This window comes from uncultured Haliea sp. (assembly GCF_963973825.1).
Lineage (GTDB): Bacteria > Pseudomonadota > Gammaproteobacteria > Pseudomonadales > Halieaceae > Haliea.
The window spans coordinates 250,861-273,959 of record NZ_CAXBAE010000002.1; the positions used below are offsets into that span (position 1 = coordinate 250,861).

The window sequence follows — 23,099 nt, forward strand, 5'->3', positions numbered from 1 at the left end:
CCTTGCCCTCACCGGGATGCGGCGGGATAATACGCGCCCGTTGCAGCCCTGATTCCCCCTCACACAGGTGACAGACGAGTGAACGAACGCAAGCGAGAGCGCCCCGACGACTATTTCAGAGACTGGAAAGAGCGCGAAGCGCTGGCCGAAGGCATGATTCCCCTGGTCGGTGAGCTGTCCCGCCGCAAGAATGTAAAGTGCTACATCTACGGCAAGTCACTGGTGAACCAGTCTGTCACCCAGATCATGAAGGACCACCGCTACGTGCGGCAGGTGGAGGAGAACGAGCTCTCCGAGTTCGAGACCTTCCCCATCATCAAATCCCTGTCGGCCCTGGACCTGGGACCTGCGCATATCGATATCGGCCGTCTCGCGGTGCAGTATTACGATAAAGGCGAGGGCGCCGGTCTCAGTGTCGATGATTATGTTCGCCAGCAGGTCGCCGACCTGATTGGCGCCAAGGCAGAGCCGGGGCGTGGCCCGGTGGATGTGGTGCTCTACGGCTTCGGTCGTATCGGCCGCCTCATGGCACGCATTCTGATCGACAAGACGGATGGTGGCGAATCGCTGCGCCTGCGGGCCGTTGTCGTGCGCAAGGGCTCCGCCCCTGACGACCTGGTGAAACGCGCCAGCCTGTTGCGGCGTGATTCTGTGCACGGGGCCTTTGACGGCACCATCCGCGTGGACGAGGAGCGCCAGTCGTTTGTGGCCAACGGCAACGAAGTCAAGGTCATTTACGCCGACTCGCCCGACAGCATCGACTACACGGAATACGGCATTAACAATGCGATTGTGGTCGATAACACCGGGGTATGGCGCGATGAGGCCGGGCTGTCACGGCATCTCAAGTCCAAGGGTGTGGCCAAGGTCATCCTCACGGCGCCGGGCAAGGGCGACATGAAGAATGTGGTTGCGGGCATCAACAATGACATGATCGACGCCTCCGACAGCATCATTTCCGCGGCATCCTGCACCACGAATGCGATCGTGCCGCCGCTGAAGGCAATGGATGACCGTTACGGCATCATCAGCGGGCACGTCGAAACGGTGCACGCCTACACCAACGACCAGAACCTGATCGACAACTACCACAAGGCTGATCGGCGGGGCCGCAGCGCGCCGCTGAATATGGTCATCACCGAGACGGGCGCCGCCAAGGCGGTGGCCAAGGTGTTGCCGCAGCTCGCAGGCAAGCTCACCGGCAACGCCATACGTGTACCGATTCCCAATGTCTCCATGGCCATCCTCAATCTCACGCTGGGTCGCGCAACCACCAAGGAAGAAGTGAACGAGTACATGCGGCACATGGCACTGCACTCGTCGATGCGCAAGCAGATCGACTATTCCAACTCTCCCGAGGTGGTGTCGAGCGACTTTGTCGGCTCCCGGCACGCCTGTATCTTCGATGCCCAGGCCACCATCGTGAACGGCACCCAGGCTGTTCTGTACCTCTGGTACGACAACGAGTTCGGCTACAGCTGCCAGGTGTATCGGATTCTCGAGCAGGTGTCGGGGATACGCTACGCCCGCTATCCGAAGAATGCCTGAGAAACACAGCGGGCGGCCGCCGCGATGGACGGAAATGGCGTGACGGGGCGCTTGCGCAGTGGTGTTTTGGCGCAGGCTTCCGTTATAATGCGCGCGGCCCGGGACAGGGCGGCTGCGCTTGATTTCTCCGGCCTGGCCAGGCGCACGGATGACCCGGCGCCTCGCCTCTGCCAGCTTTGGGGTGCCAACTCCTTCGCACGGCTCTGGCCGCCACAAATACTGACGAACCTGTAGGCAGATCGTATGATCAAGATCAAGCGGGGCATGGATATTCCCATCCAGGGGGCCCCCCAGCAATCGATTGAAGACGCTTCCCCGGCGCGCGCTGTCGCCCTTGTCGGTCCAGACTACGTGGGCATGAAACCCACCATGGAAGTTGCCGAAGGCGACCGGGTAAAGGCGGGCCAGCTGCTGTTCACCGACAAGAAGACCGACGGTGTGCGTTACACGGCACCCGCGGGTGGCGTGGTGTCGGCGATCAACCGGGGTGCGCGGCGCGTGCTGCAGTCCGTCGTCATCGAGGTGGAGGGCGACGCCTCCGAGAGCTTTACCGCCTACAGCGCCGACCAGGTACGTGGGCTGGGCGGTCAGGCCATTCGCGAGCACCTCAACCAGGCGGGGCAGTGGACCGCGCTCAGGACACGTCCCTTCAGCCGGGTCCCGGCGCTGGACGCCGAGGCCGCCGCGATTTTCATTACCGCGATCGACACCCACCCACTTGCCCCCGATCCAGCGGTGGTCATTGCCGCCGAGGCGGAAGCGTTTGCGCTGGGGCAGGACATCCTCGCGCAGTTGACCGCAGGTCCGGTCTATCTGTGTACAGCGCCCGGTGCCAACCTGCCCTCGGGGCAGGCCGCGACCATCCAGGTAGCCGAGTTCGCGGGCCCGCACCCGGCGGGCCTGGCGGGCACCCATATCCACTTCCTGGAGGGTGGCGTCACCGCGACCAAAGTGGTGTGGACCATCGGCTACCAGGACGTGATCGCCTTCGGCCGGCTGTTCCTTGACGGCTCCATCTACACGTCGCGTGTCATCGCCCTCAGCGGGCCGCAGGTCAACAAACCGCGCCTGTTGCGCACGAGACTGGGTGCCGACCTGCAGGCGCTCTGTGCCGGCGAGTTGAAAGACGGTGAGAACCGCATCATTTCGGGCTCGGTGCTTGGCGGCCGCCGCGTACAGGCCCCCACCGCCTACCTCGGGCGCTACCACAACCAGGTCTCCGTGCTGCTGGAGGGGCGTCAGCGCGCCTTCATGGGATGGCTTTCCCCCGGTGTGGAAAAGCACTCAAACCTCGGGATCTACCTCAGCAGCCTGTTCGGTCTCAAGCCGCTGGCAATGACCACCACAACCAACGGCAGCCAGCGCGCCATGGTGCCGGTGGGCACCTATGAGACGGTGGTTCCCCAGGACTACCTGCCGACGCACCTGCTGCGGGCACTGATCGTCGGCGATACGGAAACCGCGCAGTCGCTTGGCTGCCTGGACCTGGACGAAGAAGACCTCGCGCTGTGCACGTATGTGTGCCCCGGCAAATACGAGTACGGTCCCATCTTGCGGGACAACCTGACGCGCATCGAGAAGGAGGGTTAAGCCGTGGGACTGCGTAAGATCCTTGATGGTGTAGAACACCACTTTGAAGAAGGCGGCCGCTTCAAGCAGTGGTATCCGCTGTACGAAGCGATTGACACAATCTTCTATTCGCCGTCCTCGGTAACGCGGAGCACGGCGCATGTGCGCGATGGCGTGGATCTGAAGCGCATCATGATCACCGTCTGGTTCGCAACGTTCCCCGCCATGTTCTACGGCATGTACAACCTGGGCTTCCAAGCCAACGACATTCTTGCGGCCACTGGTGGTCAGGTAGACGGCTGGCGGGGTAGCCTGATCGCTGCGTTCGGTGGCTACGACGCTTCCAGTCTCTGGGATTGCTTCTTCTTCGGCGCCCTCTACTTCCTGCCTATCTATGCCACCACCTTTTTGGTCGGTGGGTTCTGGGAAGTCCTGTTTGCCATGAAACGCGGGCACGAGGTGAACGAAGGCTTCTTCGTCACGTCCATTCTGTTCGCGCTGATCTGCCCCCCGGACGTACCCCTGTGGCAGGTTGCTCTGGGCATCAGCTTCGGTGTGGTGATTGGCAAGGAAGTGTTCGGCGGCACCGGGAAGAACTTCCTCAACCCTGCGTTGACCGGACGGGCCTTCCTGTACTTCGCTTATCCCGCTCAGATGTCCGGTGACGGCGTCTGGACGGCGGTGGACGGCTATACCGGCGCCACACCGCTGTCCATTGTCGCCTCCGACGGCATGGCTGGCCTTGCCCAGGAACAGATCACCTGGATGCAGGCCTTTCTCGGCAATATTCACGGCTCTATCGGCGAAACCTCCACGCTGGCCATTCTGATCGGCGGTGCCGTGCTGATGCTGATGCGCATTGCGTCGTGGCGTATCGTCGCAGGTGTGTTCATCGGTATGGTGGCCCTGTCTTCACTGTTCAACCTGATCGGGTCCGAAACCAACCCCATGTTCAATATGCCTTTCTACTGGCATCTGGTGGTGGGTGGTTTCGCCTTCGGCATGATGTTCATGGCGACGGATCCGGTGTCTGCGGCCTACACCAATACCGGGAAGTTCGCCTACGGTATCCTGATCGGCGTGATGTGTGTGCTGATCCGGGTGGTGAACCCGGCGTTCCCCGAGGGCATCATGCTGGCGATTCTTTTCGCCAACCTGTTTGCGCCGCTGATGGACCACTTTGTGATCCAGTCGAATATCAAACGGAGGCTTGCCCGTGTCTAAGAATGACGGCATCAGTAAGACCCTGCTGGTTGCCTTTGCGCTCTGTATCGTCTGCTCCGTGGTGGTCTCGACCGCCGCGGTCATGCTCAAGCCGGCACAGGAAGCAAACAAGACCTTGGATCGCAAACGCAATATCCTCGCAGCCGCGGGCATGCTCGATGAATCGCGCTCCGTTGAGGAGCAGTTCGCTCAGGTGAAAACCCGGGTCGTTGACCTCCGCACCGGGCAGTTCACGGATGCCGTGGACCCGGCCAGCTACGAGCAGACCAAGGCGGCGAAGGAACCCGGCAAATCCACGGACCTGAGCAAGACGGAAGACATCGCCGGTATCGGCAGCCGTGAGCATTATGCGCTGGTGTATCTCGTGGAAGACGGCGGGGGCGACATCGACAAGCTGATCCTGCCCGTACGCGGCTATGGCCTGTGGTCAACCCTGTATGGCTTCATCGCGCTGGAGTCCGATGCCAATACCGTCGCCGGCCTCGGGTTCTATGAGCACGGCGAAACGCCCGGTCTGGGTGGTGAAGTGGATAATCCGCGCTGGAAAGCACAGTGGCCGGGCAAGCAGGTCTACCGCGACGGCGAAGTGGCTCTGTCCCTGGCGAAGGGTAGCGTGGACCCCGGCAGCCCGGATGCGCCCTGGCGTGTCGATGGTTTGTCCGGCGCAACGCTGACCTCCCGCGGTGTCACCCAGCTGGTTCACTTCTGGCTCGGTGAGCAGGGCTACGAACCGTTCCTCAACAATCTCAAAGCAGGGGAGGCCTGAGATGTCTTCGGTCAAGGACACCCTCGTTACACCCATTTTCAAGAACAATCCGATTGCGCTGCAGATTCTCGGCATCTGCTCGGCACTGGCGGTTACGTCGTCGCTACAGGTCACCGTAGTGATGTGTATCGCGCTGACGCTGGTGACAGCCTTCTCCAACCTGTTCATCTCTGCGATACGCACCCAGATACCGGGTAGCATTCGTATCATCGTGCAGATGACGATCATCGCTTCACTGGTGATCGTGGTTGACCAGGTGCTGAAGGCCGTCGCCTATGACATCAGCAAACAGCTTTCGGTGTTCGTCGGCCTGATTATAACCAACTGTATCGTCATGGGGCGCGCGGAAGCGTTTGCGATGAAGAATCCGCCGTTGCCCAGCTTCTTCGATGGCATCGGCAACGGGCTCGGCTACAGCACAGTGCTGCTCGCAGTCGCCTTTGTGCGCGAGCTGTTCGGCTCGGGCAAGCTGTTTGGCATCGAGGTGCTGCCGCTGGTCACGGAAGGTGGCTGGTACAACCCCAACGGCCTGCTCCTGCTGCCGCCCAGCGCATTTTTCCTGATCGGCGGTTTCATCTGGATCCTGCGCAGCGTCGACAAGAAGCAGGTTGAAGAGCCTGATTTCCGCATGGCCAAGCACACGGCTGCCGAGGAGGGCGCGTAATGGAACAGTACCTGAGCCTGTTTATCCGGGCCGTGTTCATCGAGAATATGGCGCTCGCGTTCTTTCTTGGCATGTGTACCTTCCTGGCTATCTCCAAGAAGGTACAGGCGGCAATCGGTCTCGGCATCGCCGTTATCGTCGTACTCACCATCACCGTGCCGGTGAACAACCTGATCTACAACTACCTGCTGGCGGACGGCGCGCTGGCCTGGGCGGGCCTGCCGGATGTGGACCTCAGCTTCCTCGGGTTGTTGTCCTATATCGGCGTTATCGCGGCCATCGTCCAGATCATGGAGATGTTTCTCGACAAGTACGTCCCGGTTCTGTACAACGCGCTCGGCGTCTTCCTGCCATTGATTACAGTAAACTGTGCCATCCTGGGCGCGGCGCTGTTCATGGTGGAACGCGATTACAGCTTCGGTGAAAGCGTGGTGTTCGGTGCCGGCGCAGGTGTCGGTTGGGCCCTCGCCATCGTCGCCCTCGCAGGCATTCGCGAAAAGCTCAAGTACAGTGACGTGCCCGACGGCCTGCAGGGTCTGGGCATCACCTTCATCACGGTGGGTCTGATGTCACTTGGCTTTATGTCTTTCGGTGGTATGAATCTCTAGGCGGAAGTGCTGTTATGAACCTGACGATCATCCTCGGTGTTACCATGTTCACGGCGATCGTGCTCGCCCTGGTCGCCGTCATTCTGAGCGCACGCTCTCGCCTGGTGAGCAGTGGCGAGGTCGCCATTGAGATCAATGGCGAGAAAACCATTCACGTACCCGCGGGTGGCAAATTGCTGCAGACCCTGTCCGAAAGCGGATTGTTCCTGCCCTCGGCCTGCGGCGGCGGCGGTACCTGCGCGCAGTGCAAATGCATCATCACCGAGGGCGGCGGCGCCATGCTGCCTACCGAGGAAAGCCACTTCACCAAGCGTGACGCGCAGGAGGGCTGGCGCCTGAGCTGCCAGACCGCCGTCAAGCAGGACATGAAAATCGAAGTGCCGGAAGAAGTGTTCGGCGTCAAGCAGTGGGAGTGCACGGTAGAGAGCAATCCCAACGTGGCGACCTTCATCAAGGAACTGACGCTGAAGCTGCCCGAGGGCGAGAACGTCGACTTCCGCGCCGGGGGCTATGTGCAGCTCGAGTGCCCGCCGCACGTGGTCAAGTACAAGGACTTCGAGATCGAGGAGGAATACCGCGGCGACTGGGAACGCTTCGGTTTCTTCAAGCTGGAATCTCACGTTGACGAAACCACCATCCGTGCCTACTCCATGGCCAACTACCCGGAAGAGCGCGGCGTCGTCAAGTTCAACATCCGCATCGCGACACCGCCTCCGGGCAGCGAGGGCATCCCGCCTGGTGTGATGTCGTCCTGGGTGTTCAACCTGAAGCCCGGCGACAAAGTGAAGGTGTATGGTCCCTTTGGCGAGTTTTTTGCCAAGGACACCGACGCGGAGATGATCTTCATCGGCGGTGGCGCGGGCATGGCGCCCATGCGCTCACACATCTTCGACCAGCTCAAGCGCCTGCAGAGCAAGCGCAAGATTTCCTTCTGGTACGGTGCGCGCTCGCTGCGTGAGATGTTCTACGTCGAGGACTACGACCAGCTCGCCGCAGAGAATGACAACTTCGAGTGGCACGTGGCCCTGTCGGATCCGCAGCCCGAGGACAACTGGGAGGGCCTGACGGGCTTTATCCATAACGTCCTGTACGAGGAATACCTGAAGGACCACCCCGCGCCAGAGGACTGCGAGTACTATATGTGCGGTCCGCCAATGATGAATGCCGCGGTAGTGCGTATGCTCACCGACATGGGTGTGGAGCCGGAAAACATTCTGCTGGACGACTTCGGCGGTTGATGCAGGGTTCTCGGCACAGTACAAGCCACTCTTCGGGGTGGCTTTTTTGTAGGGCGGCCGGCGCGCTGCTGGCGGTGCTGGTACTCGTTGCGGCCTGTTCGCAGCCGGGTACGGGTGTGGCGCTGTCTGGCGCCACCATGGGCACGACCTGGCACATTACCTATATCCCGTCCGAGGCGTCGCCGCGTCCCGAACAGCTGCGGACCGTGCTCGAGGGCCTGCTGGTCGACCTGAACGACAGCATGTCCACCTGGCAGATCGATTCGGAGATCAGCCGCTTCAATCGCAGCCCGGTCGGCGAGTGGGTTCCTGTCTCCGGTCATTTCGGGCGAGTGATGGCGCAGGCCCTGCACATCGGCGAACTGTCCGGTGGCGCCTACGACGTGACCGTGGGTCCGCTGGTAGAACTCTGGGGCTTCGGTCCGGTCCAACCACGTATGGAATTGCCCGACGAGCGCGCGATCGGCACAGCCCGCGAGCGTGTGGGGCAGCGTTACATCGAGTTCGACAGCGACCTGCAGCGCCTGCGTCGCCTGCGCGATGTGGAACTGGACCTGTCCTCCATCGCCAAGGGGTACGCCGTCGATGTGCTGGCCACCGCCCTCAGTGGGCACGGCATCGCCAACTTCCTGGTTGAAGTGGGCGGCGAAATGCGCGTCGCAGGAATCAGCCCGCGCGGCGACGCCTGGCGTGTCGCGATAGAACGACCCGAGCCCGGTGCACGGGCTGTCGCGCTGGGTATTGCGCTGGAGGATATCGCGGTTGCGACCTCGGGTGACTACCGGAACTACTTTGAATTGGAGGGCCGGCGCTACTCGCACAGTATCGACCCGCGAACCGGGTATCCGGTGGCACACGATCTGGTGTCCGTCACGGTTTTGGCGGAAGACTGTATGACGGCGGACGGCTGGGCCACCGCACTCACCGTGCTCGGCGCCGACGAGGCACTGGCACTGGCGGAGCAGCACGGCCTTGCCGTGTATTTGATGCGACGCGAAGGGCAGCGTATCGTGCCGCTGTATTCCAGCGCGTTTGCGCCGTGGCTGGATCAGAGTACCCTGACAGAATAGCGGCCCGCTGCCGCAAGGATGACTGGAATGACCGAATTTGTTCTCGCCGCGGTGCTGATCGCGATTGTCATGGGCATTATGGCCGTGGGGGTGCTCATGGGCCGCGGGCCCATCAAGGGCTCCTGTGGTGGCATGGGCGCACTCGGTTTCGATACCGCCTGCGATATCTGTGGTGGCGACCCCGGCCGCTGCGAGAAGGAGACGCGTAACACCGGTGGCGCCGATGACCGGGATGATACGCGCTTCTACCCGGCGGACCGCTAGGGCAGGCTACGCGCAGGGACACTCCACTGGGCTTCCACTACGCCATTTTCGTTGGCCTGCGCTACAGCTTCAGCCGACGGCGCAACCGCTTCGCCAGTGTCATCGCGACGGTGTCCATGCTGGGCATGGTGCTCGGCGTCGCGAGCCTGATAACCGTGTTGTCCATCATGAACGGCTTCGCCGCGGAACTGCGTGATCGCATCCTTGCGTTGGTGCCCCACGGGTTTGTGGTGGCCGCCGAGGGGCGCATCGAGGGCTGGCCGCAGCTGGCTGAAGCGCTTGCCCTGCAGCCCGGTGTGGTCGCCGTAGCGCCGTACCTCACGGACAAGGTGATTCTCTCGGGCCATGGAACCCTGCGCGGTGCCAGCCTGACCGCTATCGATGTACAACGCCAGGCGGCTGTGTCGGGTGTCAATGAAGCGATGCAGAGCGGCACCCTGACCGACCTGCAACAACCGTTCAGCGTCGTCCTGGGCACGGGCCTGGCGCGCGGCCTGGGAGTCGCACCCGGCGACACGCTGGATGTCACGCTACCCAGCCTTACGGTTACGCCGCTGGGCACTTTTCCGCGCAGTAAACGCCTCCGTGTGGTCGGGCTGTTTGCTGTCAACGCCCAGCCCGATGGCTATCAGGCCTACGTGTCGCTGGAAACGGGGCAGCGGCTGTTCGGCGCGGGCGAAGGCGTGGACGGTATACAGCTGCGCACCGTCGACCTGATGCAGGCACCGCGTCAGTTGGCCGCTCTCCAGCAATCCCTGGCCCCCGGATTGCTCGCCCGCGACTGGACACAAACCCAGGGTAGCCTGTTTCGCGCGGTCAAAATGGAAAAAATCATGGTCGGGCTGTTACTGCTCAGCGTGGTCGCCGTGGCGGCATTCAACATCGTATCCACGCTGGTTATGGCGGTGGCTGAAAAACGCGGTGATATTGCGGTATTGCGCACCATGGGGGCCCGCGCGGGCGGCATCATGGCGATTTTTCTTGCCCACGGCTTGGGCCTTGCCTGCACCGGCATTGGCGTCGGTGCCGCGCTGGGTGTGGTGCTGGCGAGCCACATTGCCCGGATCACGGCGACCCTGGAGCAGTGGCTGGGTGTGAAGCTGTTTGATCCCTCCGTTTATTTTATCAGCGAGTTACCGGCGCGTTTGCAGTGGCAGGATGTTGCGGCGGTGATTGCCGCATCCCTGTTGCTGAGTCTTCTGGCGAGTGTTTACCCCGCCTGGCGGGCCTCGCGTATCGCACCGGCTGAGGTGTTACGTTATGAATGATGCAATGGTGCTGCGATGCGAGCAGTTGGGCCGTGTCTATCGGGATGGCACGCGCGAGGTGCAGGTTCTGAGCCAGGTTGAGCTGGCGCTGCGAGACGGGGAGAAAGTCGCCATTGTGGGCGCATCGGGGTCCGGAAAATCGACGCTGCTCAATCTGCTCGGTGGCCTGGATTCGCCCACAACGGGGCGGGTACTGATTCGCGGTCAGGATCTCGCCGAGCTGGGGGAGCGCGCCCTGTGTCGCTGGCGCAACCAGCATCTGGGCTTTGTCTACCAGTTTCACCACCTGCTACCGGAGTTCGACGCCAGGGAAAATGTGGCCATGCCGCTGTTGATTGGCGGAACGCGGCGGCGCAGCGCGTGGAAGTCGGCAGAGGCCGTGCTCGAGCAGGTCGGCATGCAGCACCGCTTGCAGCATCGGCCCGGTGAGTTGTCGGGCGGGGAGCGTCAGCGCGTGGCGATTGCCCGAGCCCTTGTCACGCGGCCCGATTGCGTATTGATGGACGAACCCACGGGAAATCTGGACCCGGAGTCAGCGCAGCAGGTTCTCGCCCTGATTGACTCCCTGAGCGCTGCACGTACCGGGTTCATTGTGGTCACACACGATCCGCACATCGCGCGGTGCATGGATCGAACGCTGGAGTTGCGACAGGGTGCCCTGCGGGAACAGGCCGATGCGGCTGCGTGACCAGGGGCGTATCGCCCTGCGCTACAGCTTTGCGTTTGGACGCGGCTACCTGTCGACGTTTCTTGCGTCGCTCTCGGCGCTGGGCCTGATCCTTGCAATTGCGCTGCTGATTGCGGTGCTTTCGGTGATGAACGGTTTTGACAAGGAAATGCGCGAGCGGATCCTGGCGCTCGTGCCGCACATCAGCGTTTATGCTACCGATCCGCTGATCGACTGGCAGCCGGTTGCGTCTGCAATACGCGCGCGGCCGGACGTACAATCGGTGCAACCGTTTGTACAGTTCGACGCCTTGTTCATGCGCGGCCGCGACATTGAAACGGGCGTCGGCATAGGGCTGTCCGGCGCAGGGCAGGAGGGCTTGCTGGCGGCGTTGGATCGCGCTCTGCAGGAGCGCTTCGCCGCAGAACCCTCGGGACTGCTCCTGGGCAGCGGTCTTGCGAATCGCTTGGGCGCAGCTCCCGGTAATTCGCTGACCCTGATTGTCCCCGGCACGGACAGCGCGAACCCGGCGGGGACGCGGTTTGCTGCGGTCACCCTGGTGGGCCTGCTGTCAACAGGCACGGAGCTGGACGAGTCCGCTGCCGTTGTGCCCCTGGAGCTGGCCTCGGAGCTCGCGGGGCTCTCGGGCGGGATAACAGGCCTACAGGTGCGCGTGCCGGATCTGTTCAATGTCCACGGCCTTGGCTGGTCTCTGCTGGCCGACCTGCCGCCGGGCTACTACACCACAAACTGGATGATGACCCACGGAAACCTGTATTCCGCGATCCAGCTGTCGCGGGACCTGGTCAGTATTCTGTTGTTCTCCATCATAGGCGTTGCCGCCTTCAACGTGGTTTCCTCCCTGGTGCTGGTCGTGTTCGACAAGCAGGGGGATATCGCAATTCTGCGCACTCTGGGTGCGTCCGGAGCAGACATCACCGGCATCTTTCTTCTGCAGGGCGCGATGATCGGCCTGATCGGGGCATTGCTGGGCAGCCTGTTCGGGGTACTCTTGAGCCTCGGTATTCCCCATCTGGTTATGGGGCTGGAACAGCTGCTGGATATACGCTTCCTCAGCACCGACGTGTATCCGGTATCCTTTCTCCCGGTGGAAATACTGGCGTCGGACGTGGCGTGGGTGTCGCTGGTGGCGCTTATGCTTTGCGTGTTGGCCGCGCTGTATCCGGCGCGGCGCGCTGCACGCCTTGCGCCGGCGCAGATTCTGCATCAGGAGCGGGTGTAGGCGTTTGCGCCCGGGCCTTGCGCCGGGCCTGGCGTTTGCGCCAATGGTGGCCGACCCGCCAGCGCCACAGAAGGTTGACCGCTGTATAACCCAGTGAGCCAAACAGCAGGCCGCAAAGCAGGCTGCCTACCAGCAGGGGCTTCCAGATCATCTCTATGCGATCGGTTATCCAGCCAAGGCTGAGTTCAAACTCCAGCACATGCACCGGTGCATCAATCAGCAGTGCACCGACCCTGTAGGAGAGGTAGAACACCGCCGGCATGGTTACCGGGTTGGTGATCCACACCAGCGCCACGGACATGGGCAGATTGCAGCGCAATAACACTGCCAGCACGGCGGCCACCAGCATCTGCCCGGGTACCGGGAGGAAGGCCACGAAGACCCCGACGAAAAACGCCATGGATGCAGAAAAGCGATTGATGTGCCAAAGATTGGGTTGGTAAATCCAGTCCCCCAGCACGCGCAGACTGTCAATGGCGCGAATGCGGCTGGGCGTGGGGAGCCACTGTTTCAGGGTTTTTCTTGGCATGTGCAGTCTGGTTGATTTTGGTGTGTATTGAAGGGGCTACATCGTGTTTCAGTGCGCGCTGATAACCACCCGGTCAATCCTGCGCGTATTATGGCGGCAAAACCCCCGGCAAACCACCGATGCCCGCGCTGCTGACGGCGTTTCTCGTCGGCGTGGTGCTCTTTTCCCTGGCCTCACAGGTGGGGCCCGCGTGGTTGCCGCCCCTGCTCGCGACCCTGGCGGTAGCTGCCTGGCAAGGCCGCAGCGGACTCCATCGGCTGTGTGCAGCGCTGCTGATGGGCCTTGCGGTGGGCGCCAGCCACGCCCAGGCCTGGCAGGCAGGGCAGCTCCCGGTTGCCTGCGAGCGCCTGCCGCTGTGGGTCGAGGGCCGTGTGTCGGGCTTGCCGCAGAAATATGTGGAGGCCGATGGGCGCCAATGGCAACGCTTCCACCTTGAGCTGGAACAGCCGCTGGGTAACGGCTGTTCCGGCCCGCAACAGCTGCTATTGACGGAAAGCACCGGCCTCCCACTGTTGCCGGGGGAACACTGGCGATTCCTGGTCCGGTTACGCCTGCCCTGGGGCCTCGAGAACCCCGGCGCGAGTAACCGCCAGCGCTGGCTCGCCGAAGCGGGCATCGATGCGGTGGGCAGCGTCAGCGGCACGGCGTCGGCACAGCGCCTGCAGGCGGGTGACTGGCGCACCGCGCACCAGCGGCTGCGACGGCATCTCAGCGAAAGGATCAGCCGTTCGCAGGGCGCCGGCCCCGCGTCGCCGATACTCGCGGCGCTGGCCGTCGCCGATCGCAGCGCGCTGGACCCGGGGCTGTGGCGGGTATTCCAGCAATTCGGTGTCGGCCACCTGCTGGTGATCTCCGGGTTGCACGTGGGGATGGTCGCCGCCTGTGGCCTGCTACTGGGGGGCGGTTTTGCCCGTCTCCTGCTCATGTGCGGTGTGTCCCGATGGAATCATCTGCCGGCGCCGCTGGCGGCATTGATTCTCGCAACGGTGTATACCGCACTGGCGGGCTTTTCACTGGCGACATCGCGAGCGTGGCTGATGTCGGTCACGCTGCTCTGTGCGCGCCTCTGCGGCCGCCCCGCATTCACCGGGCATAACCTGTTGCTCGCCGCCGTGGTGCTGGTGGTCACCAATCCACTGGCCGTACTGGGCGCGGGTTTCTGGCTGTCGTTTTCCGCGGTGGCGTGCCTGCTCTGGTTCAGTGCCTGGCGGCGCAGGCGGGGTGGCTGGTTACATGCCCATGGCTTCATGGCCGTCGCAATGCTGCCTCTCAGCGGTGCCTGGTTCGGTGGCGCCAGCCTGCTCGCTGCCATCAGCAACGCCCTGCTGGTGCCACTGGTCGGAGCGTTTGTGGTGCCTCTGGTCCTTGCCGGAACACTGCTTGCTCTGCTGGGGAGTGGCCTCGCCGACCTGCTCTGGCGCCTCGCCGCGTGGCCGTTTGAGCAGTTGCTCCCGGCAGTGAGCGCGGTGGCGGAGCGCTATCCGGAAGTCGTATATCGGGTGCTTGCGGCGACACCGCTTGCCCTGGGTCTGGCCGCTGCGGCGCCAGCGCTGGCCTGGCTACCCCTGCGCTGGCCCTGCAAGGCGTTGCTGCTGATACTACCGCTGCCCCTGTTGCTGCCCTTTGCCGACCACCGGGTCGCCAGTCCGCAGGCGGTGCATGTGATCGTGCTGGATGTCGGGCAGGGGACGTCAGTGTTGCTGTACGACCGTGAGCAGGCACTGCTCTACGATACCGGTGGGGGCCCTCCGGGCGGCGTATCGGTGGCTGAGCGTGCGGTAATCCCTGTGCTGCGCCAGCGCGGTATCCGCCGTCTCGACACGCTCCTGGTCAGCCACGGTGACCGCGACCACAGTGCCGGACTCGCCAGTCTGCAGGCAGCTCTGTCACCTGTCAGTCTTCTGGTTGGCGCCGACCTCTCGGACACCCCGGGCGCCCAACCCTGCCGCGCGGGCCATGCCTGGCAATGGCGCGAGGACGTGCGCTTTCAGCTGCTGGCACCGGCGCCCGGCGAGCACCTCAGTCGCAACGATGGCTCCTGCGTGCTGCGCGCCGTGCTGCCGGGTATCGAGCTGCTGCTACCGGGTGATATTAGCGCGCAGCGAGAGCGCGCGCTGGTCCGCTACTGGGGCGAACATCTGCACAGCCGCCTTGCCCTGGCACCCCATCACGGAAGCAAGACCTCGTCGTCCTGGGCCTGGCTCGGGCATGTCCGACCACAGCGGGTGATCTATACCCATGGACGGGCCAACGCCTTCGGTCACCCGGCTGCCAGGGTGGTGCAGCGGCATCAAGCGCTGGGCATCGACACCCTCAGCACGGCGCAGGCCGGGGCGCTTGAGTGGGTACTGGTGCCCGGTAAACCACCCGTCCTGCTGCAGCACCGGACCTTGCAAACGCGCTACTGGAAGCACTAGTGCGCAGTTTCGCAGGCCTCGGGCCTGTGCGTATAATGCAGGCCACACTGGCAATGGATATCGATTGTGCTGGAACTCGTAACGGCGGGCGGTTGGCTGATGGTGCTGATCCTGCTCTGCTCTATCCTCGCGCTGGCGATCTGCGTTGAACGCCTGTACACACTGAACCCGAAGAAGATTGCGCCGCCGCACCTGCTCGCTACCGTGTGGAAGCAGTTGAAGGCCGGGGAGCTGGACACGCAGCGTTTGCGCAGCCTGCGGCAGTCATCTCCGTTGGGGCGCATACTGGCGGCGGGGCTGGCCAATGCCAATCACGGCCGCGAGGTGATGAAAGAGAGTATCCAGGACGCCGCGAGCCACGTCGTACACGACCTGGAACGCTACCTGAATACCCTGGGCACCATTGCGGCGGTTGCGCCCCTGCTCGGGCTGCTGGGCACCGTGGTCGGCATGATCAAGGTTTTCGCGCAGATCATGGCTCAGGGCACGGGTAATGCCAGCGCGCTGGCCGGTGGTATTTCCGAAGCGCTGATCACCACGGCGGCAGGCCTTGCGGTAGCGATTCCGGCCCTGGTCATGCATCGCTATTTCGTCGGTCGCATTGACGCCATCGTGGTGGGGCTGGAGCAGGAGACCATCAAGCTGATGGATGCCCTGCACAACGATGAGCGGCGGGACGAGCGCGCTTGAAATTTCGCCGCCAGCAAGCCGCCGAAGTTGGCGTGAACCTCACGCCGCTGATCGATGTGGTATTTCTCCTGCTCATTTTCTTCATGGTGTCGACAACCTTCACCCGCGAAACCCAGCTTACCCTCGATCTGCCCGAGGCCAACGGCGAGCCCAGGGAAGTCACCGAGCAGCAGGTAGAGGTGCTGGTGGACGAAGCAGGGCGCTACCGCGTCAACGGGCAGCCGCTGGTGGACAACCGCATGCGGACACTGCAGGCGGCGATCTACAAAGTGTCTGCGGGCGACACGACCCTGCCACTGGTGATTGCAGCCGATGCGCAGGCAGCGCACCAGGATGTGGTGCGCGCCATGGATGCCGCGGGCCAGATGGGCTTTGTGCACATGAACATCAGTACCCGGATGCCTGCCGAGGCAGCAGCCAGTGACTGACCGGGAGCGCCCCAGCGACTGGCAGCTGTATCGGCGGCTTATCTCCTATGTGTTGCCCTACTGGTATCTGTTCGCGCTCAGTATTGCCGGCTATGTGGTGTATTCCATCGGCAATGTGCTGCTGGCCGACCTCATGCAGTTCCTGCTCGATTCACTCAATGAGTCAGACAAGGCCGAGTCCGGCCTGGTCGCGCGCGCTGCCTATGCGCTGTTGGACGCGGGCGACATGACACGGCTTGAGTTTGCCCGTATCGGGGTACCCATTGCCATGATCGTGCTGGCCTTCACCCGTTCCATGGGTTACTTCGCCGGCAACTACTTCATGAACCATGTGGCCCGCAACCTGATTCACCAGCTGCGCATTGAATTGTTCGACAAGATGCAACTGGCGCCCAGCAGCTACTACGACAACAACAGCCAGGGGGTGCTGATTTCCAAGATTACCTACAACGTTGAGCAGATCACCGGCGCCGCAACCAAGGCGCTGAAAGTGGTGGTCGGCGAAGGCCTCACGGTCATCGGCCTGTTGGGGTATCTGTTCTACCTCAACTGGCGTCTAAGCCTGGTGTTTATGCTGGTCGCCCCCTGTATCGCGGTGGTGGTAAGCGTTGTGGGCAAGCACTTCCGGCGCTACAGTCGGCGAATCCAGGATTCCATGGGCGATGTCACCCAGGTGTCCAATGAAAGCATTGGCGGCTACCGGGAAGTGCGCCTGTTCGGGGGGCAGGCGCAGCAGAGTGCGCGCTTTGCCGCCGCCAGTGAGTACAATCGCAATCAAAGCCTGAAGCTGGCCTTTGTCGATGCCTTCAGCACCCCGGTGATACAGACCATGCTGTCCATCGCACTGGGCGCACTGGTCTGGTTCGCGCTCAACCCGGAAATCCTCAGCGGTTTCAGCGCGGGTTCCCTGGTCGCTTTTTTGACGGCCGCGGGCCTGCTGGGCAAGCCAATTCGCCAGGTGAGCAGCATCCAGAGCATCATCCAGCGGGGCCTGGCGGCCGCCGAGGACATCTTCGCCCAGCTGGACTTGGATGACGAGCAGGACACGGGAATCTACCGCGTGGAACGCGCTCGGGGTGACATCGTGCTGCGCGACGTGAGCTTCACCTACCCCGGTACCACGCAGGAGGTCCTCAGCGGACTCAACCTGAGTATCCGGGCGGGGGAGGCGGTGGCGCTGGTCGGTCGCTCGGGCAGTGGCAAGAGCACGCTGATCCAGCTGCTTGCACGCTTTTACCCGCTGCAGAACGGCGATATCACCCTGGACGGCGTCTCCATCGCGGATTACGAATTGGCGAACCTGCGCCGCCAGCTGGCGATGGTGTCCCAGGACGTCACCCTGTTCCAGGACAGCGTAATCAACAACGTCGCCTACGGCGACCTGTCCGGCGCCAGCCGGGAGGACGTGATCGCGGCCTGCCAGTCGGCCCACGCCCTCGAGTTCATCGAGCGGCTCCCCGACGGCCTGGACACCGAACTGGGTGACGATGGCGGTGGGCTGAGCGGTGGCCAGCGCCAGCGGCTGGCGATTGCCCGAGCCATCCTCAAGGACGCGCCGGTGCTCATTCTGGACGAGGCGACGTCGGCCCTGGACAATGAGTCGGAACACCGGATTCAACGGGCCCTGGATACCATCATGCGCAATCGCACCAGCATTGTTATCGCCCATCGCCTGTCCACGGTGGAACGGGCCGACCGTATCGTGGTGATGGATGCGGGGCGCATTGTGGCCGCCGGAAGTCACGAGGAGCTACTGGCCGAGGGCGGTCTGTACGCGCAGCTGTATCATCAGGAGTTCAGTGACTAGCCCAGGGCTGGAAGCGGCCCTGCTGCGAGGCTGGTATGAGGGCGCCTGGTGGACCTGGCTGTTGCGGCCGCTGGAGGTGCTCTACCGCGCTGTGACGGGGCTGCGACGGCTGCTTTACCGGCTCGGGGTGTACAGGGCCTACCGGGCGCCAGTCCCCGTGGTGATCGTCGGCAATATTACCCTGGGCGGTACCGGCAAGACTCCGATCATCGTCGCGCTGGTCGAGGCACTGCAAGCGCGGGGCCTGCGTCCGGGGGTGGTCAGTCGCGGCTACGGCGCAATGGCCGGCGGCTTTCCACATACCGTCTCCGCGACCAGCAGCGCTGGCGATTGCGGCGACGAGCCGCTGCTGATATTCCAGCGCACCGGCGCCCCCTGCGTTGTAGACCCTGATCGCCCCGCAGCGGTGCGCAGCCTGCTGGCCTCGCACCCCGTGGATATCGTGCTCTGTGACGATGGCCTGCAGCATTACGCCCTCGCGCGGGACTTCGAGATCGCCGTACTGGATGCAGAGCGCGGCGTGGGCAACGGTTTCTGTTTGCCGGCAGGTCCACTCCGCGAACCGCCGTCTCGCCTGGAAACGGTGGATGCGCTGCTGTGGCGCGGGGGCACGGCGGTAGAGACGGGTGTCACCCTGGAGGTTGACGGGGTGTTTGCGCTGCGGCCCATGCCGGGGCAACGCCCTCCCGGAGCGGGTGCGCAGGTGCACGCGGTCGCCGGCATCGGCCAGCCACAGCAGTTCCAGGCCACGCTCACGGCGATGGGCTATCGCGTCATCGCACACAATTTTCCGGATCACCACCGGTTCAGCGCCACAGATATCACCGCACTGGACGACGCTCCGGTTATCATGACCGAGAAGGACGCGGTAAAATGTCGGGCGTTCGCAGGCGAGAATCACTGGTATCTGAAGATCAGTGCGCGCTTGCCCGAGACCGTCGTCGAACGTATTGCCGCACTGGCAACCCGGACGCCTTGAGCCTGTAGATACTATGCATTTCACCGTTGTCATCCCCGCACGCTACGCCTCAACCCGACTGCCCGGCAAACCCCTGCTGGATATTGCAGGCCAGCCCATGGTCCAGCGAGTCTGGGAGCAGGCGCGGCAGAGTGGGGCAGACCGCGTGGTCGTGGCGACTGACGACGCGCGCATTGTCCAGGCCGCGGAACGCTTTGGTGCCGACGCGCTGCTGACCGATTCCGCTCATCCCTCGGGGACAGATCGTCTGGCACAGGTTGCGCACCTGCTGCAGCTGCCGGCGGACGCCATCGTGGTCAACGTGCAGGGTGATGAGCCCCTGATTCCGCCTGCCGTCATCGACCAGGTCGCAGGCAATCTCGCGGCCCATCCCGCATGCGGCATTGCCACCCTGTGCGTACCGATCACAACGCTGGAGACCTTGCGTGATCCGAATGCGGTGAAAGTCGTAAGCGATGCGCAGGGCAGGGCGCTCTACTTCAGTCGGGCACCGGTGCCGTGGCCGCGTGATGCCTTCGCCGTAGCCGGTGCAAGCCTGCCCGCGGAAGGTGCCTGGTTCCGGCACGTGGGTATCTATGCCTACCGGGTCAGCTTCCTCCAGGAGTATGTTGGCTGGTCCCCTGCGCCGCCGGAACAGCTGGAACAGCTGGAGCAGCTGCGGGCCCTGTATCACGGCGTGCGTATCCACGTTGCTGAGGCCGTCGCCGAGGTACCCGGTGGGGTGGACACGCCCGATGACCTGGCAGCGGTCCGCGCGCGCTTCGGGGTCTCGCCGTGAGCGCGTTGCCCTCTACCCAGCGCGTGCTGTTCGTCTGCCTGGGCAATATTTGTCGCTCGCCCACCGCCGAGGGTGTGTTCAGGAAGCTGCTTGCAGACCGCGGGCTTGAGCACCGCATACACGCAGACTCCTGTGGCACCGCTGACTGGCACAGCGGCAAGCCGCCGGATCCGCGCAGTATCGCCGCCGCGAAACGTCGTGGTTACGATCTCGAGGCACTGCGCGCACGCCCGTTGTGCTGGGAAGACTATTACACCTTCGATTACATGCTGGCGATGGACGAGTCCAACCTGGAGGTGCTGCGCCGGGAGTCGCCGCTCGATTACGCGGGGCACATCGGGCTGTTCCTGGATTTTGCCCCCGACCTTCCGGAACGCGAAGTACCGGATCCGTACTACGGCGAAGGTGACGGATTTCTGCGGGTGCTGGAACTGGTCGAGGCGGCCAGTGACGGTTTGCTGGCTGAGCTGCTGCAGCATGGATGATGCCCTCGACTCCCTACAGCCGCCGAATACCCTGCGTCTGCGTGCACAGGCGCAGGCACTGCGCAGCGTATACTCGGTCGCCGAGGTTGAGTCCGTGCTGGCGTGGGCGCGGGCCCGGGCATTGCCGGTGCTGCCGCTTGGCGAAGGCAGCAATGTGGTGCTACAGCCGCAGCTGGATGCCTTGGCCCTGCTCGTGCGGCTGTCGGGGCGGGAGCTGCTGGAAGACGGACGCGAGTTCATCACGCTGCGCGTTGGCGCCGGTGAAAACTGGCACGCGCTCGTGGTGTGGACATTGTCGCGTGGTTACTACGGCCTCGAGAACCTGGCGCTGATCCCCGGCACCGTCGGCGCGGCGCCTATCCAGAATATCGGTGCCTATGGCCGTGAAGTCGCGACTTTTGTGGTCGCCGTTCACGCACGCCGTGTTAGCGATGGCACACCGCTGACCCTCAGCGCTGCCGAGTGTGAATTTGCCTACCGGGACAGCGTGTTCAAGCGGGCGCTGGTTGACAGTGTGGTCATTACCCATGTCGACCTGCGGCTGGCACGCAGGCCGGCGACCAACACCGACTATCCCGCACTGAGCGCGGCGCTGGGGGCGCGAGGTTGCGGCGACAATGCGAGTCCGCAAGAGGTATTCGACGCCGTGGTCGCACTGCGCCGCGCACGCTTGCCGGACCCAGCGCTGCAGCCCAACGTGGGCAGTTTCTTCAAGAATCCGATCGTCTCCCGAGATCACGCCGATGCACTGCGCGGCCGGTATCCGGACTTGCCGGTGTTTCCGCTGGATGCCCGGCACTGCAAGCTCGCAGCGGCCTGGCTGATTGAACAAGCGGGCTGGAAAGGCCGCCGGTCGGGAGGCGTCGGCGTGCATCCCGGGCACGCGCTGGTGCTGGTCAACTACGGTGCGAATACAGCACCGCCCCTGCTGGCCCTGGCCGCCGAAATCCAGGCCACCGTCGCGCAGCAGTTTGCGGTGCACCTGGAACTGGAGCCGCGCGTCTACGGGGTGGAGCGGTGACTGATTTCGACGCCGAGAGCTTCCTGAAACAGCTCACCACGCGCCCGGGCGTTTACCAGATGTACGGTGCCGACGCCGAACTGTTGTATGTGGGCAAGGCCCGCAACCTGAAAGCGCGGGTCAGCAGTTATTTCCGCGCCAGCGGGCTCACGACCAAGACCATGGCGCTGGTGGCGCGAATCCGGGACATCCAGGTCACGGTCACCTCGACGGAAGTGGACGCCCTGCTGCTGGAACACAATCTGATCAAGAGCCACAGGCCGCCCTACAACATACTGCTGCGTGACGACAAATCCTATCCGTACATCTACCTTTCCACCGACGACGAGTTCCCCCGCCTGAGCCTGCACCGGGGGCGGAAACGGCGCAAGGGCAGCTACTTCGGACCCTATCCCTCAGCCTCGTCGGTGCGTGAATCACTGCACTTTCTGCAAAAGGTGTTTCGCGTACGGCAGTGCGAGGACAGCTTCTTTCGCAATCGCTCGCGACCCTGCCTGCAGCACCAGATCGACCGTTGCACGGCGCCCTGCGTCAACCTGGTGTCGGCCGAGGCGTATGCAGAGCAGGTCCAGAACACGGCGTTGTTTCTGGGGGGTAAATCGCAGGAGTTGCTTGTGCGGCTCGCGGATGACATGGAGCAGGCCGCGGCGGCGCTGGAGTATGAAAAGGCTGCCGTGTATCGCGACCAGATCAGTCAGCTCCAGCATGTCCAGGCCAGCCAGGGCATCGAGGGCGCCAGCGGGGAACTGGACATACTCGCCGTCGCCGTCGATGGAGGACGGGCCTGTGTGCAGGTGCTGTTCGTGCGCAACGCGCAGGTTCTGGGCAGTAAAACCTGGTACCCGCCTCTCAAACTGGACGAGACAGGCGCTGAGGTTCTCGCGGCCTTCCTGCCCCAGTTCTACCTGGCGGGCGGACGGCCCATACCGGGCGAGATCATCGTCACCGACCTGCCGGATGACAGCGAAGCCCTGGCGGCGGCCCTGACCCATCAGGCCGGCCGTCGCGTGCGTATCCGGGCCAACGTCCGCGATGCGAGAGCGCGCTGGATGCAGCTTGCCCGACAGACCGCCGAGACCAACCTGCAGTCACATCTGGCCGGCCGGCAATCCACCCTGGAGCGCCTGCAGGCGATACAGGAACTACTGGATCTGCCGGCACTGCCGGAACGCATGGAATGCTTCGATATCAGCCACAGCTCCGGTGAGGCCACGGTGGCTTCCTGCGTGGTCTTTGACCAGAACGGTCCGCGTAAATCCGACTATCGGCGCTTCAATATTGACGGCATTACCGGCGGCGATGACTACGCGGCCATGCAGCAGGCGCTGGAGCGACGCTACCGACGGCTGAAGGACGGGGAGGGTAGCCTGCCTGACATCCTCTTCATCGACGGTGGCAAAGGGCAGGTTGCGCAGGCCATGCAGGTGCTCGAGGCATTGCAGTTGAACAGCATTGAGGTCGTCGGGGTTGCCAAGGGGGTCACCCGCAAAGCCGGTTTTGAAACGCTGATCCGTGGCGATACAGGGCGTGAAACCCGACTGCGCGGGGATAGCCCCGCGCTGCACCTGATACAATCGATACGCGACGAGGCACACCGCTTCGCCATAACCGGGCATCGGGCGCGGCGCGACAAGGCCCGCCAGCGGTCCTCACTGGAGGGGATTCCCGGAGTAGGGGCCAAACGCCGCCGGGAGCTGCTACGGCATTTCGGCAGTGCCAGCGGCGTGGCGAACGCCAACGTCGATGAGTTGAAGAAAATCAACGGAATTAGTGCGACCCTGGCGCAACAGATATACGATCACCTCCACGGCAGTGGCCAGTAACGGAGCGAACGCC

At 63.4% G+C, this 23,099-nt stretch carries 22 protein-coding genes; 21 read left to right on the forward strand and 1 reads right to left on the reverse strand.

Translation table 11 applies throughout. The features are described 5' to 3' along the window. Positions 1 to 78: 78 nt before the first annotated feature. The 12 genes from AACZ17_RS03675 to AACZ17_RS03730 all read left to right on the forward strand — a co-directional run bounded on the left by AACZ17_RS03675 (position 79) and on the right by AACZ17_RS03730 (position 12,129). Entirely contained in the window at positions 79 to 1,548 is a 1,470-nt protein-coding gene (locus AACZ17_RS03675) for a glyceraldehyde-3-phosphate dehydrogenase (RefSeq protein WP_290739257.1), read from the forward strand. Between the two features lie 243 nt (positions 1,549 to 1,791). Further along, entirely contained in the window at positions 1,792 to 3,138 is a 1,347-nt protein-coding gene (locus AACZ17_RS03680) for a Na(+)-translocating NADH-quinone reductase subunit A (protein ID WP_290739260.1), read from the forward strand. A gap of 3 nt (positions 3,139 to 3,141) precedes the next feature. Beyond that, a complete protein-coding gene (locus tag AACZ17_RS03685) occupies positions 3,142 to 4,341 on the forward strand; it encodes an NADH:ubiquinone reductase (Na(+)-transporting) subunit B (RefSeq protein WP_290739263.1) in 1,200 nt (399 codons plus the stop codon). Then, the gene (locus AACZ17_RS03690) at positions 4,334 to 5,107 is read left to right on the forward strand and encodes a Na(+)-translocating NADH-quinone reductase subunit C (RefSeq protein WP_290739265.1); all 774 of its coding nucleotides are present in this window, start codon (positions 4,334 to 4,336) and stop codon (positions 5,105 to 5,107) included. Before AACZ17_RS03685 ends, AACZ17_RS03690 begins: the two co-directional genes overlap by 8 nt. Position 5,108: 1 nt before the next feature. Continuing rightward, positions 5,109 to 5,771: an NADH:ubiquinone reductase (Na(+)-transporting) subunit D gene (locus AACZ17_RS03695; RefSeq protein ID WP_290739268.1), complete on the forward strand. Its 663-nt coding sequence runs from the start codon at positions 5,109 to 5,111 to the stop codon at positions 5,769 to 5,771. After that, positions 5,771 to 6,379, forward strand: coding sequence for an NADH:ubiquinone reductase (Na(+)-transporting) subunit E (gene nqrE, locus AACZ17_RS03700; RefSeq protein ID WP_290739271.1), 609 nt, complete (start codon positions 5,771 to 5,773; stop codon positions 6,377 to 6,379). The genes AACZ17_RS03695 and nqrE overlap by 1 nt, the downstream gene beginning before the upstream one ends. A 14-nt stretch (positions 6,380 to 6,393) precedes the next feature. After that, a complete protein-coding gene (nqrF, locus tag AACZ17_RS03705) occupies positions 6,394 to 7,617 on the forward strand; it encodes an NADH:ubiquinone reductase (Na(+)-transporting) subunit F (RefSeq protein ID WP_290739274.1) in 1,224 nt (407 codons plus the stop codon). A 74-nt stretch (positions 7,618 to 7,691) separates the two neighbouring features. Next, positions 7,692 to 8,687, forward strand: coding sequence for an FAD:protein FMN transferase (locus AACZ17_RS03710; RefSeq protein ID WP_290739277.1), 996 nt, complete (start codon positions 7,692 to 7,694; stop codon positions 8,685 to 8,687). Positions 8,688 to 8,714: 27 nt separating this feature from the next. Next, positions 8,715 to 8,951, forward strand: a complete 237-nt coding sequence (nqrM, locus tag AACZ17_RS03715) for a (Na+)-NQR maturation NqrM (protein WP_290739280.1) — start codon at positions 8,715 to 8,717, stop codon at positions 8,949 to 8,951. Positions 8,952 to 9,052: 101 nt separating this feature from the next. Further along, entirely contained in the window at positions 9,053 to 10,219 is a 1,167-nt protein-coding gene (locus AACZ17_RS03720) for a lipoprotein-releasing ABC transporter permease subunit (RefSeq protein ID WP_290739734.1), read from the forward strand. Then, on the forward strand, positions 10,212 to 10,907 hold the full coding sequence (locus AACZ17_RS03725) for an ATP-binding cassette domain-containing protein (protein ID WP_290739283.1): 696 nt from the start codon (positions 10,212 to 10,214) through the stop codon (positions 10,905 to 10,907). The genes AACZ17_RS03720 and AACZ17_RS03725 overlap by 8 nt, the downstream gene beginning before the upstream one ends. Then, the gene (locus tag AACZ17_RS03730) at positions 10,894 to 12,129 is read left to right on the forward strand and encodes an FtsX-like permease family protein (RefSeq protein WP_290739285.1); all 1,236 of its coding nucleotides are present in this window, start codon (positions 10,894 to 10,896) and stop codon (positions 12,127 to 12,129) included. Before AACZ17_RS03725 ends, AACZ17_RS03730 begins: the two co-directional genes overlap by 14 nt. On the opposite strand, the gene AACZ17_RS03735 is transcribed toward AACZ17_RS03730, so the two are convergent. Further along, complete coding sequence (locus tag AACZ17_RS03735) at positions 12,041 to 12,658, reverse strand: DUF2062 domain-containing protein (protein ID WP_290739287.1); 618 nt, start codon at positions 12,656 to 12,658, stop codon at positions 12,041 to 12,043. The genes AACZ17_RS03730 and AACZ17_RS03735 overlap by 89 nt on opposite strands. A 119-nt stretch (positions 12,659 to 12,777) precedes the next feature. On the opposite strand from AACZ17_RS03735, the gene AACZ17_RS03740 reads away from it, so the two are divergent. The 9 genes from AACZ17_RS03740 (at position 12,778) to uvrC (ending at position 23,086) form a co-directional block, all read left to right on the forward strand. Continuing rightward, entirely contained in the window at positions 12,778 to 15,075 is a 2,298-nt protein-coding gene (locus tag AACZ17_RS03740) for a DNA internalization-related competence protein ComEC/Rec2 (protein ID WP_290739290.1), read from the forward strand. Between the two features lie 66 nt (positions 15,076 to 15,141). Beyond that, on the forward strand, positions 15,142 to 15,765 hold the full coding sequence (locus AACZ17_RS03745; protein WP_290739293.1) for a MotA/TolQ/ExbB proton channel family protein: 624 nt from the start codon (positions 15,142 to 15,144) through the stop codon (positions 15,763 to 15,765). After that, complete coding sequence (locus AACZ17_RS03750) at positions 15,762 to 16,193, forward strand: biopolymer transporter ExbD (RefSeq protein WP_290739296.1); 432 nt, start codon at positions 15,762 to 15,764, stop codon at positions 16,191 to 16,193. Before AACZ17_RS03745 ends, AACZ17_RS03750 begins: the two co-directional genes overlap by 4 nt. Further along, positions 16,186 to 18,000 (forward strand): lipid A export permease/ATP-binding protein MsbA, encoded by a 1,815-nt coding sequence (gene msbA, locus AACZ17_RS03755; RefSeq protein ID WP_290739299.1) that lies wholly within the window; start codon positions 16,186 to 16,188, stop codon positions 17,998 to 18,000. The genes AACZ17_RS03750 and msbA overlap by 8 nt, the downstream gene beginning before the upstream one ends. Beyond that, a complete protein-coding gene (lpxK, locus tag AACZ17_RS03760) occupies positions 17,993 to 18,979 on the forward strand; it encodes a tetraacyldisaccharide 4'-kinase (protein WP_290739302.1) in 987 nt (328 codons plus the stop codon). Before msbA ends, lpxK begins: the two co-directional genes overlap by 8 nt. Positions 18,980 to 18,992: 13 nt before the next feature. After that, a complete protein-coding gene (gene kdsB, locus AACZ17_RS03765; RefSeq protein WP_290739304.1) occupies positions 18,993 to 19,757 on the forward strand; it encodes a 3-deoxy-manno-octulosonate cytidylyltransferase in 765 nt (254 codons plus the stop codon). Further along, positions 19,754 to 20,242: a low molecular weight protein-tyrosine-phosphatase gene (locus AACZ17_RS03770; RefSeq protein WP_290739308.1), complete on the forward strand. Its 489-nt coding sequence runs from the start codon at positions 19,754 to 19,756 to the stop codon at positions 20,240 to 20,242. The genes kdsB and AACZ17_RS03770 overlap by 4 nt, the downstream gene beginning before the upstream one ends. After that, positions 20,235 to 21,263, forward strand: a complete 1,029-nt coding sequence (gene murB / locus AACZ17_RS03775) for a UDP-N-acetylmuramate dehydrogenase (RefSeq protein ID WP_290739311.1) — start codon at positions 20,235 to 20,237, stop codon at positions 21,261 to 21,263. The genes AACZ17_RS03770 and murB overlap by 8 nt, the downstream gene beginning before the upstream one ends. Continuing rightward, positions 21,260 to 23,086 carry an excinuclease ABC subunit UvrC gene (gene uvrC, locus AACZ17_RS03780; RefSeq protein WP_290739314.1) on the forward strand — a complete coding sequence of 609 codons (1,827 nt, stop codon included), beginning with the start codon at positions 21,260 to 21,262 and terminating at the stop codon, positions 23,084 to 23,086. The genes murB and uvrC overlap by 4 nt, the downstream gene beginning before the upstream one ends. Positions 23,087 to 23,099 lie beyond the last annotated feature (13 nt).

Excerpts from the sequence above, each read along its gene's own strand:
- murB (WP_290739311.1), top strand. The coding sequence starts at position 20,235 with ATGGATGATGCCCTCGACTCCCTACAGCCGCCGAATACCCTGCGTCTG.
- nqrE (WP_290739271.1), top strand. The coding sequence starts at position 5,771 with ATGGAACAGTACCTGAGCCTGTTTATCCGGGCCGTGTTCATCGAGAAT.
- nqrM (WP_290739280.1), top strand. The coding sequence starts at position 8,715 with ATGACCGAATTTGTTCTCGCCGCGGTGCTGATCGCGATTGTCATGGGC.
- AACZ17_RS03740 (WP_290739290.1), top strand. The coding sequence starts at position 12,778 with ATGCCCGCGCTGCTGACGGCGTTTCTCGTCGGCGTGGTGCTCTTTTCC.
- AACZ17_RS03695 (WP_290739268.1), top strand. The coding sequence starts at position 5,109 with ATGTCTTCGGTCAAGGACACCCTCGTTACACCCATTTTCAAGAACAAT.
- AACZ17_RS03730 (WP_290739285.1), top strand. The coding sequence starts at position 10,894 with ATGCGGCTGCGTGACCAGGGGCGTATCGCCCTGCGCTACAGCTTTGCG.
- AACZ17_RS03725 (WP_290739283.1), top strand. The coding sequence starts at position 10,212 with ATGAATGATGCAATGGTGCTGCGATGCGAGCAGTTGGGCCGTGTCTAT.
- kdsB (WP_290739304.1), top strand. The coding sequence starts at position 18,993 with ATGCATTTCACCGTTGTCATCCCCGCACGCTACGCCTCAACCCGACTG.
- AACZ17_RS03680 (WP_290739260.1), top strand. The coding sequence starts at position 1,792 with ATGATCAAGATCAAGCGGGGCATGGATATTCCCATCCAGGGGGCCCCC.
- nqrF (WP_290739274.1), top strand. The coding sequence starts at position 6,394 with ATGAACCTGACGATCATCCTCGGTGTTACCATGTTCACGGCGATCGTG.
- AACZ17_RS03735 (WP_290739287.1), bottom strand. The coding sequence starts at position 12,658 with ATGCCAAGAAAAACCCTGAAACAGTGGCTCCCCACGCCCAGCCGCATT.